The following is a 14,134-nucleotide window of genomic DNA, read 5'->3' on the forward strand; positions in this document are numbered from 1 at the left end:
GGCGCCTCCAAGGAAGGATACCAGCACGCTTCCTCGCCTCAGCGTGGATACAACTCCGATCAATGCCCCCGGCACCGATAAGGAATAAAAATACAGAAAATCAGCTACCGATAAGGTAATGCCAATCAGCGGAATGGTCCATGTCCACCGGTAAGGAAAAAAACTGCTCCTGCGGCTTTGCCATGAAATAAACAGCATAACAAGCATTACCGGTACCAGATAAACTGAATACCATGCCTGCACTGCCATACGGCCCAGACGCAATACCAGAAATTTGTCATAAAGCGCACTGACAGACCCGAGAATGGTCGCCAGAACCATATACAAAATCCATCGGTTCCTGCGAAAATCAATCCCCTCTTTTTTTCCTGCCAGTGAAAACAGATAGTAAAACAGAAGGGTAATGAAAATACCGGCCCACTGCAGGCCGTTCATTTTTTCGCCAAATAAAAATACCGCCCCCAACAGGGTCCACAAAGGTGCCGAGGCTCTAATGGGAGAAGCAATGGTCAGTGGCAGATGTTTGATGGCAAAATAGGCGAGAATCCAGGAAGAGGCAACCAGAACAGACTTGAAAAATATCAAAAGATGCGCCTCGGAATTGATTTCAGGGACATACAGTAAAGATCCCGGCAACAGGTATCCTGCCGATGAAAAAAGAATAGTCGGAAGAAAGAGCAATGCACCTGTTACGCAGGAAATGAAGAGTACAGGAAAAACATAATTTCCCCTGAGGGAACTTTTTTTCAATATATCATATATGCCCAGCAGAAAAGCTGAGGCAACTGCCAGCAATGACCAGATCATGCAGTTGGGGTTCGTTAAATGGGTTTGGCATGGGCGAGTAAATATTTCTCGGCTTCAGCATTCCATAACCCGTTATGTCGTGAAACGATTTCTGCCAGTTGAGCCATAACCGGGTCATTTTTCCCGTATTCCGCCAGGTCGGCAATGGCTATGAGCGGCATACTGATATTGGTATACATGAGTTTTTTCCCTCCGGGAATTTCCGGAAGATGCCTGGTGGTTTCGGCTACCGCATCGAGCCCTCCGACATGGGTAATCATGGTCGCCGGATTGATAATGCCACGGGCCATAAGATCGAGTGATTCGCGCATATCATCTGTATTGCCTCCGCTGGTGCCTACAACATGGGTGCTGGAATAGTGTACATTGTAAAAGTTAAACAGGGCACTGAATCCAGGATCAGTCGGCCCTGCAAAAAAATTAAGGCAACCATCATGCCCGAGGATATGATCGGCCTGCTCAACTACCTGCTTTACGGGAGCCATAACAAATACATCATCAAAGCCTTTTCCTTCCGTGATTGAAAGAAGCTCTTTCTCAGGATCTTCCAGATTACGGGTGTTCAGATACACCAATCGTACTCCGTTTCGTTCAGCTTCTTCCGGGGGCAGAAGCTTTATGGCCCTCGAAATACGGGCTTCGTCTATATCGGTAACTACCAGCAGGGAGGGTTTTATGCTGCGGTGAATGGCATAATCAATCATTCCCAGTCCCATAGGCCCTGCCCCGGCAAGTATGGCCATACGGCCCCCCTGCATAATATCCATTTGATGTACATAACTTCCATAGCGGGTGTGGTAATTCGCATGAAAGGCGCCGGTAATACACGACATGGGTTCTGCCAGACTGCCATAAAAATAAGCTTCTCCGTTATATTCCAGCAAACAGTCAGTCTCCATTACCTCGGGAGGAATGATTACATAGGTTGCATCTCCTCCGCAATAGGAATAGGAATAACCGGGTGCATCGAATTTACCGTGAATCGGCATGGCCGGTTGGATGGCAAATTTCCGGCCGGGCGTGAACTTGTCCTTCCACTTTGATCCCACCTGCACAATTTCTCCGCAAAACTCATGGCCTATAATCACCGGGTGCTCATGTACATTATTGGGTACCCGCTTGTGCTCGGCACCCTGTTTGGTGGCTTTGTAAGATGACATGCAAATGCTGTCAGATATTACGTGCGCCAGGATCTCGTCGTCCTTTATAGGAGGCAAATCAAACTCCTCCAGCCGGAGATCATCTTTTCCGTACAACCTTACTGCTTTGGTCTTCATTCTTTTCTTTTATTGATGAACTTCAATCTCTACTATCTGATAGCCCTTTCTTGTTTCTAAAGCCGCATAGATTACTCCGGCAAATACGGAAACCATGCCCGTTAAAAACAAAAGGAGGGCAAGTACCGAAAAAATCGTGCCGGAGAAAAACAACAGAAATCCTATCATAAGGCATGACAATATGAACAACCCCACTGCAATCGAATAGGCAATAACCGCATTCCGCACCAGCTTTATTCTGTACGCCAGCTTTCCTATCTGGGCACTGATGTTTGCCAGCCGTCTGGACTCATGTTCCTTCAGGCCTTCTTCCTCCCTGCGAACAGTTAGCTTTCGCTTTTCGTCATCAAGTAAACGTATTCTGTTAACAACCAGGGAATATTTGTTGTTCATTCCCAGCAACAATAGACCACATGCCGAAATCATAATTCCGGGAGCCAGCACCGCCTGAATAATTTCCACTACCGGTGCATCGGTGAAAGGTGTTGCCATATGGGTTTAAGTTTATAAATTAATCTGAATTGTTGGCTTTTATAAATTGCAGTAGTTGATAATCTCTAATGGATTCGAAGCTATAATGATCAGAAAATGAGCACGCAACGGCATTCTATTTCAGCATCACCTGTCCTCCCGTTACCGGTATAGCCTGCCCTGTTTCATATTCCTGTTCGATGGCATAAAGAATGGCCTTCATGACATCTTCAACTCTGCATCCCCTGCCGGCAGGAACCTGCTGCTCATAAAATGCCTTGACATCCTCAATCGTTTTTGCCCCGGGAACTTTCCCTGCCTGCAGATACTGAACAAACAACCCTTTCCGGGGATCACTCCAAAGAGGCCCTTCAAAAAAGTTGCCCGGACAGATGGAGTTTACCTTGATGCGATAGGGGATCAGTTCGAGTGCAAACGATTCGGTAAGACCTATTCCACCGAACTTTCCTCCGGCATAGGCGAAGTTTTTGTTGCTTCCGCGAAGCCCGGATTTGCTGTTGATCTGAATAATATCCATAAAGTGCCCGGGGTTCTGCTCGTGCTGTATTTTCATAATGCGGGATGCATATTTTGCACACAGGTAATACCCCATATAATTGATGCGGGTAATGCGTTCAAATACATCCGGTTCCATTTCATCAAGACTCCCTGCCTGCAGAATACCGGCATTGCTGATGAGAATATCAATACCGCCGAATGCAAGAACGGTACTTTTTATCATTTTCTTAACCGACTCCGGATCCGATACATCGGCATGAACAAAAAGGGATTTGTTTTTGCCCGACTTGCTGTTCAGTTCGTCAGCCAGCTGTTGTCCTGCTTCATCATTTATATCGGCTATTACAACATGGGCATTTTCATGGAATAAACCACGTGCAATTCCGTTCCCGAAACCCTGTGCTGCCCCGGTAACCAATGCTATTTTCCCGTTCAGGCGTCCCTGCCTGTCCGAAATACTCACCTTGCGCCGGTAATTTTCCACTTCCCAATGGTCAATGAAAGATATCTGGTCCATGGTCATAAACCGGGGCCCACCAAAAAATTCCGAGAAATAACTAATCTTCATCAGATCTTCATATACATCGAGGGCTGTCTGAACAGCATTGTAATGGGCGTCAACGGCTGCAAGCCCCATTCCTTTGATAAGGATGATTTTCGGATCATACCCGAATTCCTGCCGGAACCTCTCCAACTGGTGCAGGAAGGAGGAAACAACTTCTCCGGCAGTATGGGCATTGGGTATGTAGATGTATTTTGCCTTGCAGTAAACAATCTGATCGGGTGTAAACGGAAGGGAAACCTTCTGAAAACGGGTCTGATCTTCTGCAAAGTGCTCAATAAGAGTATTGTTCCGGATGGACACGATCTTTAAACCCTGCTCCGACAATGCCATTCGTATGGCCGGCAGAACGTCAGCTGCATGATCAGGAACCTCACGGGTTTCGAAGGAAAACTTCCGGGGTATTTTCGAGGATATCCTTTCAAAAACATCCTGATACAGTTTCCTTATTTCTTCGGTTGTATCAGCACTTATAAAAATCCCATGGTTTTCCAGAAGAATGATCTGAGGATCTTTTCCATGAACCTGACGGTACTTTTCAATTTCGGCCGATAGTTTTTTAAACAGCACATAGCCCGGATCGGTATAACCAATGTAAAGAGCTTCATCACCAAAGATTTCATGAGAAATCCGTGCTGAATTCCTGGCACACAGAAGGGCATTCACCAGCCATGGATGCATGTGCACAACGTAGGTATAAGCGATAAGGTTATGCAGGGATGTCTCAACCGAAGGCCTTTTTCCCTTTTCAGGATCCACAATGGCCTGGTGCAGATGGGCCATTACCTGCCGTTCCCGTTCATCAGAATCTTCACTGTAACTGGCTTCGGCGATAACCGCAAGCTTGCCGCGGTCAAGCTGGACAAAACCTTCTTCCGTAATGTCAGCGAGTGATACACCGCTTGCCTTAATCCACAGGTACCGGTCATCCTTGAAGGAAGTATTTCCTCCTCCGCCGAGTACAAAATCTTTGTTTTTTCCGTATTCCCGGGAAATTTCAATGAGTTTTTCCAATGATGCATTCATCGTTCTTTTTCAATAAAATAGGTTATGACAGCGCGTCCAAGTTCCTCAAACTGTTCTTTCTTTTCAACAGCCAGTGTTCCGCAAGGATAAACAAATCCCTGTTTTTTGCGGCTGCGAAGGTATTGGTGTGCCGCAATCAGGCATGCCCCTTCGTAATTAATTTTAAGCAAATCTTCCGGTAAGGGTTCTTTGTTCCGGGCCATCACTTCAAGGGGCAGGTGTCCGGGGGCATTATGCTCTGTGCCGAAAACCACAACAAAGCCATGTCCGTGAAAATACCTTACAAATTCTGAAAGAATGTTCAGGCTGTTGCGTCCGGGAATCAGTTCAATGCAGCGAACGTTCAGTTGCAGAAGATCCTGCATGAGCCGTTCCTTATCGGCTTCAAATTCTGTAAAATGACCTTTGGGATCATCAAGAAGAACAGGATAACAGGGAATACCGCCGGCCTGGAGTATCGTGCTGATAATGCGCTGTACCGGAAGAAATGACCGTTCATCTTCAGGAACAAATGCTCTTCCCCCTGCTTTCAGCAATCGGGCCCGTATTTCATTCTCTGTTACATCCGGCCTTTCAGGATCAGTATATTCATTTATACCGAAAAGCTTCGCATAAAACGCACTCCTTTCCTGCACATTCCTGTATTTTTCTTCCGCTATAACTCTGATCGCTTTGGCTATATGCCTTTCCCTGACCAGCTGCCGGGCAAAATTCTTTTTTACATAGGAATAATCAAACGAAATGTTCCTGTCAATCTCTCCGATGATTTTCTGCACTTTCTCAATCATCCGCCTGATTTGCTCCTGGGACTCTTTTCGCACCGATTTCAGCCGCAGGCTGTTCAAAAAGCCTGTATGAAAAGGGTGGTCAAGGCCTTTGCCGCTGAAATATATTCTGCCGGGATTGTTGGGATCGTTTATCCGTATTCCCTGTTCCTGTTTTGCTTTCATCAGCCCGATGAATTCAATATTGAACAGAGGAAATATGCGGTTCAGCGATGCATGACGGCCAAATTCATCATATCCGTCAGCAACATAAAAGTCATTGATGCCCAATACTTTAATGTTTTCCGACACGGCCTGTTCAAAAATGGCTTCAATGGTATCAAACGAACTGAAGGAATAGGGAGTGTGAATGTGTGCATTTACCCGATACCACTCCTTGTGGTCATGTTGTCGATACCACGACAAAAGAATGTCTTCGGATGGTAAACTTTGGAAATAGTTCATAGGCTTTCCTTTTATACTTCCAGAACCAGTTGATCGAGTTTTTGCTGGATGGTTTTGATTTCATCTGCCGTGAGCATAAATTTGGCTGCGCCAAGGTTTTCTGTAACCTGTTTCTCATTGCGGGCTCCTGCCAGTACACAGGTTATTCCGGGCTGCTGGAGGGTCCAGTTCAGCACCAGTTGGGCCAGCGTAATTTTCCTGTTCTCTGCCAGAGGTTTCAGTTCTTCAAGAAACTTCAGAATTCTGCTCAGATTGGGTTCCCTGTAATGCGGTGTGGCGGGCCTGGTGTCTCCTTCACCAAACACATACCCTGGTTTGATTTTTCCTGTAAGAAGACCTCTTTGCAACGGACTGTATGCAATAATGGCCGTGTGGGACGCCAGGCAGTAGGGAACCAGGTCTTTCTCAATATCTCTTCGAACCATACTGTAAGGCACCTGGTTGGAAGCAACAGGTAATGCCCGTATGGCTTCTTTTAACTGTTCAACATCGTAGTTGCAAACTCCGGCCGCCCTGATTTTCCCTTGTTGAATCAGTTTCTCCACCGCTTCCATGGTTTCAGAAATGGGGGTTGTCGGGTCGGGCCAGTGAATCTGGTAAAGATCGATATAGTCGGTTTTGAGACGTTTCAGGCTGTTTTCACATTCCTCAATTACACTTTCTTTTCCGGCATAACGGTACATGTCAACCGGTTTCTCGGCATTATCTCGGGTTGGGAAAAAGAACTGTCCTTTTTGTACATCCCACCGCAGGCCATATTTGGTAAGAATCTGAACCCTGTCGCGTTTTCCTTTAATGGCTTCGCCGACCAGTTCTTCGCTCAGACCAAAACCATAGGCAGGCGCTGTGTCGATGGTTGTCATTCCATTGGAAATGGCAGCATGCAGTGCTTTCAGGGCATCATTCCGGTCAGCACCCCCCCACATCCATCCACCGATAGCCCATGCTCCAAAAGCGATGACGGAAACTTCCAGTTCGCTTTTTCCTAATTGACGATATTCCATAATGTTCGTTTTTTATAAGTTCATTGATTCGGATTTGTTTAGTATGATTCCCGGTATTTTTATCGGTTGCTCATAATATTTTAAGGTCAATATTCTGTTGCACCATCACCATTCCAGTGCCCCGGCAGGCACTTCGGCCAATGAAGTGCAAACCCAGTCGGCTTCATTCAGTTTTTCAGCAGGAAAACTTGTGAGCACGGCAAGTACTCTGCATCCGGCTGCTTTACCTGCTTTTACGCCGCTTACGGCATCTTCAACCACCAGGCATTCTTCCGGGCGCAGACCAAGCTTTTGCGCTGCAACCCGATAAATTTCCGGATCCGGCTTTTTGTGTTCGACCTCCAGCCCGTTTACCGTTGCGTCAATGGTTCCGTCAGGAAACTGAAGCGCCTGAAGGTTTATCTCCAGCTTCACTTTATCGGCACTTGTCGCAATGGCTATTTTTAACCCTTTTTTCCTGCACTGAACTACAAACTGATATACGCCGGGCAAGGCTTTCAGCCTTCCTTTTGTCAGCTCTCCGTAAATTTCATAGGTGCGTTGCTTATCTTTCTCCCGATCAAAAGGAAAATGATACTTTTCAGCAACTCCGCCAAGGTATCTGTTTTCGCCCATACCGACAAACGGGACAAAGTCTTCGGCTTTTACCTCAAGGCCCCTTTCCTTAAACATACGGATAGCGGCTTCACAGATAAATTCTTCCGAATCTACCAGAACACCATCCATGTCGAACAAAATACCCTTCAGACTCATGATAAAACACTTTCATTTGTATTTTGCGATGAAATGTCTTTCACAATATCCTGCAGGCCGTTGAGAATATAATGCGGACGATAGGCAAATTTTCTGATCATTTCGCGGGATGTTATGCCGCTCAGGACAAGGCAGGTATCAATTTCTGCTTCAATGCCTGCAACAATATCGGTATCCATCCTGTCGCCGATAATGATGGTCTCTTCACGGCTGCAATTGAGTTTTTTCAGGGCAATTCGCATCATCAACGGATTCGGTTTTCCGACAAAATAGGCTTTTTTGCCGGTAGCGATTTCGATTGGTGCTATCAGCGCCTTGGTGGCAGGAACAATACCTCCGCCGGAAGGCCCTGAAACATCGGGATTTGTGCCGATCAAACGGGCGCCTTTCATTACCAGCCTTACCGCCTGTACAATTTTTTCGTAACTGTATGAACTGGTTTCTCCCATGACAACATAGTCGGGATCAACGGAATTCATTGAATACCCCACATTGTACAATGCATTGATGAGTCCTGCCTCTCCGATAATAAAGGCACTGCCGCCCGGTTTCTGGCTCTGAAGAAAGGCAGCGGTAGCCAATGCGCTGGTATAAAAATGGCTCCGGTCAATTTCGATGCCCATGCGTTTCATCTTTTCCTGAAGCTCCCTGGGAGTGCGTTCGCTGGCATTGGTAAGAAACAGGAATTGCTTCTTTTCTTTTGTCAGCCATTCAACAAATTCCCGGGCACCGGGCAACAGGCGTTCTCCATGGTACAGAACTCCGTCCATGTCACAGATAAACCCCCTCTTTTTTCTGATTTCTTCTACAATCTTTTTCTTATTCATAGAAATTGTGTTTATTCCAGGCCAAGAATCTGCCGGTTACAGGCACGGGCCTTCTCAAATAACCCGGGGAATATTTCTTCTTCGAACCCGCAAACCTCCCTCAGCACGGCATCAATCTGGTTTCTGTAGCGTTTATGAAATTCCTGGTCAGAAGGCAGCATTTCGCCTTTTTCATCCGTGGCCTGGAAATATATGCCGGCAACCAGGGTATATAAAATTTTATCATAGGGCATGCTGACATCCATTGCCAGCCGGATGGCACCGGCAAGCCGGTCGGCAGGACCCAACTTACGGTACAGATCGCATCCTACCCGGAATATAGTGTCGCCCAGATGCCGGTTGGCAAAACGGTGAAGCAAATCATCCGTATGTTCTTCAAGACTTTCAAGAGTAAATTCCCCTGGGTATTTTTTGGCAAGGACAGCTGCCGCTTCCAGCATGGTATTTCTTACATCATTTCTCAATCTTTTGTTTTCCAGGGCTTCCCATGTATAATATAGACCCGGATCGTAAAGATATCCGAGATAGGCCAGAGCAGCATGACCAAGATTGTGAATGAACGATTTTCTGTCGACCCATGCTTTCATGTTGTCCTTGAACGCCAGGCCTTCCACTTCAGGCTTTGGATTCCGGAATGCTTTCCCGTCAAGAATTAAGGTATTGTATGGTTCGGCATATACCAGCAGAATATCTTTTCGTGCATCTTTTTCCGGAATAAGAGGAACCATCTTGCCAATGCTGGTTTCAACAAGACCTACGACATCCCTCAGCGGAAAACGGGGAGGAAGGTAAACGGGAAGTTCTTCCAGAAAATACTCTGCTGCATTCCGCAAATTCTCGGCAATGATGATATCCGTTTTCCTCTCCGGATCAAGATTGTAACAGGCAACCAGCGCCCTGGCTATAACCGGAAGGGCTGCCGGCAGTCCCGCCTGCCCAACTGAAACGGCGAGAAGATCAGCGGTAAGTATTTCCCTGACAATCTGCTCTTCATCACTTAATAAAATACCCCGTACGGGAAATACTTCAATTGCCTCGTCCTGCTCCCCTCTGACAAGTACATGGTACCTTTTCCTACGGTTGAGTTCGTTTATAATGTCCTTGTTAATGTCAACAAATACAGTTTCATAACCGCTACGGCAAAAAAGCTGGGCAATAAAAGAGCGGCCGATTTTTCCTGCACCGAAAAGAACTAATTTTTTCTCACGCATGCAGCAAATTTAATCAAACTCCTTTACGGTTGCGTTTGATCAGTTCATCATTTGTAAAGTTGTTCTTTGGCTTATGTCCCGGAAGAGGCAGTATTTTTTCATGAATGGCATCAATAATCCAGTCTTCCTGTGGAAAGAAATATTGTTCCATTTCGTGGGCAGGGGTAATCCAGTTCCGTGAACCAACCACAACCGGAGGTGCATCCAGATAATCAAATGCCAGTTCACTGATGGTTTGTGCCATATCTTTCAGATAGGATCCACGGGAGCAGGCATCACTGGTCAGTACTATCTTTCCGGTTTTCTTTACACTTTCGATAACCGGTTCGTAGTTGAATGGCACCAGCGAGCGGGCATCGATAATCTCCGCTTCCAGCCCAAACCGGCTTTTCAGAATGTCCGCTGCCGAAACGGCTTTATATAGCGTTGCACCAATGCTGAGGATAGTAATGTCTTTTCCGGGTCGCTTGACATCAGGCTCTCCAATGGGTATTTCATAGTATTCCCTGGGCACTCCTCCCTGATGAAACATTTCGCCTATGTCGTATATACGCTGACTTTCAAAGAAGATAACAGGATCTGTTCCCTGTAGGGCCGCATTCATTAATCCCTTTGCATCATAGGGCGTAGCCGGAAAAACAACCTTGAGACCGGGTATATGAGCTACCAGCGAAGACCAGTCCTGGGAATGCTGTGCGCCGTATTTTGAACCAACAGAAACGCGAACAACCACCGGCATTTTGATCATATTCCCGCTCATGCTCTGCCACTTGGGAAGCTGGTTGAACACTTCATCCCCCGCTCTGCCAAGAAAGTCGCAGTACATAATTTCGGCTATCACCCTTCCTCCGCACATTCCATATCCTATAGCAGTTCCTACAATGGCCCCTTCAGAGATGGGCGAATTGAACAGGCGATGGTAGGGGAGAGCCTCGGTCAAACCACGGTAGACGGCAAATGCCCCGCCCCAGTCGCGGTTTTCTTCCCCATAGGCAATCAGACTGGAATCCTTATAGAACCGATCGATAATGGCTTCAAAAATTGCGTCACGCAACTGAAAAACCTTCGCTTTGGAAACCGGTTTCCCCTGCGCATCAAAGGCAAACCGCTCCTTTTTGGCAATCTGCTGTATACGAGGATTTTCTTCCAACGGAATCAGTACGTCCGGTTTACCGGTTCCGAAACTGTCAACCGATCCGTTCGAAAACATCATTTCCCCGATCAACTCGGCATTCATCCTGGGGGATACCGTATCATCCACTGTAAGTGACAGAATTTCTCTGATAAGGGAAGTTGTCTCCTTGCGCATCTTCTCCAGTTCACTTTCCGAAGCAATTCGGGCTTCCGTAAGCTGCCTTCCAAACCATTGAATGGAATCCTCTGCCATCCAGGCTTCGATTTCTTCTTTCGACCGGTAGGAAGAAGCATCCGACGGAGAATGGCCGCTGATCCTGTAAGTCAAAGTATCGAGCAAAACCGGCCCTCTTCCCGCTTCAATAATTTTCCGTTTGCGTTCAAAAGCATCAATAACAGCAAGAGGATTATATCCGTCAACCCGCTCGGCATGCATCATGTCGGGATTAACCCCGGCGCCCACACGGGCAAGAATTCCAAAACCCATGGTTTCACCCATGGTCTGTCCCCCCATACCATAACAATTGTTCATAAAATTGAAAACCAGGGGTAGTCCCCCACGATACCCTTCTTCCCACAGGGTATAAAACTGGTCCATGGTGGCAAAGGAAATACCTTCCCATACCGGTCCGCACCCCATCGAGGCATCTCCGATATTGCAGACAACAATGCCGGGTTTCCGGTTAACCTTCTTGTACAATGCCGCCCCCACCGAAATGTCACCGGAACCGCCAACGATGGCATTGTTCGGATAAATACCGAAGGGAGTAAAAAAGGCATGCATCGATCCTCCGAGTCCCTTATTAAAACCATTCTCACGGGCAAAAATTTCTGCCAGGGTCCCGTACAGTAAAAACCGGATACCCAATCCCTTTGCATCGCCCTTGTAGCCTTTTTCCACCACGCGAAGAGCCGATCCTCCAAAATAATTCTTCATAATATCCATAAGCTGTTCATCTGTCAGCCTGGCAATGGCCGACAACCCTTTGGCCAGTATTTCACCATGACTGCGGTGACTTCCGAAAATATAGTCATCAATGGTTAGTGTATAAGCCATTCCAACGGCTGCAGCTTCCTGACCGATGGAAAGATGCGCCGGCCCCGGATGATTGTACTGTATCCCCTCGTATTCATTCTTGGTTTTTATCAGGTTCAGCATGGTTTCAAATTCCCTGATGATGACCATGTCGCGGTATATGCGCAGGAAATCATCCTTACCGAAACGGTTCATCTCGTCCTTCACTGATTTCTGATACTGGTTTACCGGAATGGTGCCAAACCGGATTTCTGAAGGTTTTCTTACTTCCTTTGGATTGATAAACTGGCTCTTTGGCATAGCTAATCGAATATTGGGTTTACGATTTCTGGATTATTTTTCGACCGAAAGACTTTCTATCTGATGCCCGACTTCCTGCAGGAAAGCTGAAGCCGGCGCTCCGTCAATGGCCCGATGATCATAAGTGAGAGATAAACCAATGACGGGAATAAAGCCAATAATTCCATTCCCCAGATCACCCGGGCGGTAGATGATGGTGTTTACTCCCAGAATACCTACCTGTGGCAGGTTCAGAACCGGAGTGAACATTTCAATACCATAGGAACCAAGATTGGTAACTGTAAATGACGAAGCGGCAGGAGAGAGAAGGTCCGGACTGACAGATCCCTTTCGGCATTGCTCACTAAGCTGTTTCAGCTTCGACGAAAGACCCTGAAGGGTATACTCATTGGCATTTCTCAGGGAAGGAACCATTAATCCCCGCTCCGTATCCACGGCTATTCCAAGGTGTACCTTTGTGAAAATTTTGATGGAATCACCCAGAAAATGCGCGTTAATATGCGGATGCTTGAGCAATGCCTTCACAACAGCATAGCATACCATATCATTTATGGTGATGTTATAAGTGCTTCCTTTTTCAGCTTCCAGCTTGAACTGTTTTCTGAGTTCCAGTAACTTCCTGGCATCGGCACTGGTATGGTGAGTCAGCTGGGCCGATTCTCTCAGGGAAGCGTGCATGGCAGCAGCAATAAGCTTTCGCACATTGCTGAGTTTTTCTGTCCGGCTGTCTTCACCTGAAAATATGGGTTCCTGCGCGACTTTTTCGGCCAGAGGTGCTGATGGGATTTCTTTCTTTCTGCTTTCAGCGGCGCTTCTTACATCCCGTTCAACAACCCTGCCTCCGGGTCCTGATCCCTGCAACTGACCGGGATCAATACCAAGCTCCCTTGCAAGAAGTCGGGCGCGCGGCGAAATTCTTTTCTTTCCTTCCGTTTTCAATTCGGGCTGTCTGGTAACGGAAGCACTGGTAGCGGGAGATTTTGCCTCTTCCTCGCCACGGGAATCCCGTTCGCCGGAAGTTGCTGACCCGGGGCGGAAGGGTGCAGGATCTTCGCCAACTTGTCCAATAACGGCTACATTTGACAGAACCGGTACTTCCTCTCCTTCCCGAAAGAAAATCTCCAGAAGCACACCTTCTGTTTTGGCTTCCTCATCAAATGCCGCTTTATCGGTTTCATACGAAAACAGCAGATCCCCCGGCCGGACAGGATCTCCTTTTGCTTTATGCCATTTGCTGATGATGCAGGTTTCTACACTCTGTCCCTGCCGTGGCATAATGACTGGTACTGCCATATGACTTGTAATTACAAGTTTATATTTAGTTCAAAATATAATAATAAATACAGTCGATACAAATGTATATATTTTAGCTTGTATTTACAAGTTAATTTTGTATATTTACATTCTGATAGATCATTTTTTCTTATATTTGGGTTGTGAACGATCATTCCATACCACAGCACCGGCAGTTGTATGAACTTTTACGGCGGCATATCCGGGAAGGAGTGTACCGCGAAGGAGATCTGCTTCCTTCTGAAAATGAACTCTGCCGGATTCATAACCTCACGCGTCCGACTGTACGCCAGGCCCTGAGCCGTCTGGCGGCCGAAGGATTCATTGTCCGGCAGCAGGGAAAGGGCAGCATCGTTCGTTCTTTCCCAAAAGACATTGGAATTCTTTCGGTTGCCGGTACAACATCTGCACTGGGCGCCAATAACCTCCGTACCGAAATTCTTGTTAAACCGACGATCAGACCATGGGATGAGGAATTTATGTTTCCTTTGTCTTCCCTTGAAAAGGAATCAGGCTGTATTTATATGGAACGGCTGAGATTGTACAATGGTCGGCCGATCTTTTACGATATCAATTATATACCCAATGTAAACCTTCCGCGGTTTACCTCCCTGCAGTTCAAAGACCGTTCTTTGTTTGAAATCCTCCGAACCCGCTATCAGATTGAAATTATCGGAGGACAGCA

General features: G+C 46.8%; 12 protein-coding genes. 1 reads left to right on the forward strand and 11 read right to left on the reverse strand.

Going from position 1 to position 14,134, the window contains the following annotated elements; genetic code table 11:
- The 11 genes from GX419_10525 to GX419_10575 all read right to left on the reverse strand — a co-directional run.
- Positions 1-807: DMT family transporter (locus GX419_10525; protein ID NLI25127.1), on the reverse strand; the 807-nt coding region annotated here is incomplete at its 3' end.
- A gap of 14 nt (positions 808-821) precedes the next feature.
- Positions 822-2,084, reverse strand: coding sequence for a zinc-binding dehydrogenase (locus GX419_10530; GenBank protein NLI25128.1), 1,263 nt, complete (start codon positions 2,082-2,084; stop codon positions 822-824).
- 9 nt (positions 2,085-2,093) lie between these two features.
- Positions 2,094-2,528, reverse strand: a complete 435-nt coding sequence (locus GX419_10535; GenBank protein NLI25129.1) for a DUF2721 domain-containing protein — start codon at positions 2,526-2,528, stop codon at positions 2,094-2,096.
- Positions 2,529-2,691: 163 nt separating this feature from the next.
- Positions 2,692-4,662: an SDR family NAD(P)-dependent oxidoreductase gene (locus GX419_10540; GenBank protein ID NLI25130.1), complete on the reverse strand. Its 1,971-nt coding sequence runs from the start codon at positions 4,660-4,662 to the stop codon at positions 2,692-2,694.
- On the reverse strand, positions 4,659-5,891 hold the full coding sequence (locus tag GX419_10545) for a hypothetical protein (GenBank protein ID NLI25131.1): 1,233 nt from the start codon (positions 5,889-5,891) through the stop codon (positions 4,659-4,661). The genes GX419_10540 and GX419_10545 overlap by 4 nt, the downstream gene beginning before the upstream one ends.
- An 11-nt stretch (positions 5,892-5,902) precedes the next feature.
- Positions 5,903-6,895, reverse strand: coding sequence for an aldo/keto reductase (locus GX419_10550; protein NLI25132.1), 993 nt, complete (start codon positions 6,893-6,895; stop codon positions 5,903-5,905).
- A 105-nt stretch (positions 6,896-7,000) separates the two neighbouring features.
- Entirely contained in the window at positions 7,001-7,648 is a 648-nt protein-coding gene (locus GX419_10555) for an HAD-IA family hydrolase (GenBank protein NLI25133.1), read from the reverse strand.
- Positions 7,645-8,475: an HAD family hydrolase gene (locus tag GX419_10560; protein NLI25134.1), complete on the reverse strand. Its 831-nt coding sequence runs from the start codon at positions 8,473-8,475 to the stop codon at positions 7,645-7,647. Before GX419_10560 ends, GX419_10555 begins: the two co-directional genes overlap by 4 nt.
- An 11-nt stretch (positions 8,476-8,486) precedes the next feature.
- Positions 8,487-9,686 (reverse strand): mannitol-1-phosphate 5-dehydrogenase, encoded by a 1,200-nt coding sequence (locus GX419_10565; protein ID NLI25135.1) that lies wholly within the window; start codon positions 9,684-9,686, stop codon positions 8,487-8,489.
- A 13-nt stretch (positions 9,687-9,699) separates the two neighbouring features.
- On the reverse strand, positions 9,700-12,156 hold the full coding sequence (locus GX419_10570; protein NLI25136.1) for a dehydrogenase: 2,457 nt from the start codon (positions 12,154-12,156) through the stop codon (positions 9,700-9,702).
- 33 nt (positions 12,157-12,189) lie between these two features.
- Positions 12,190-13,449: a 2-oxo acid dehydrogenase subunit E2 gene (locus GX419_10575; protein NLI25137.1), complete on the reverse strand. Its 1,260-nt coding sequence runs from the start codon at positions 13,447-13,449 to the stop codon at positions 12,190-12,192.
- Between the two features lie 143 nt (positions 13,450-13,592).
- Here GX419_10575 and GX419_10580 point away from each other — a divergent pair.
- Positions 13,593-14,134, forward strand: a 542-nt coding sequence (locus tag GX419_10580) for a GntR family transcriptional regulator (protein NLI25138.1), incomplete at its 3' end; no start/stop codon positions are given.

It is taken from the genome of Bacteroidales bacterium, from assembly GCA_012517825.1.
In the GTDB taxonomy this organism is placed as follows: domain Bacteria; phylum Bacteroidota; class Bacteroidia; order Bacteroidales; family JAAYUG01; genus JAAYUG01.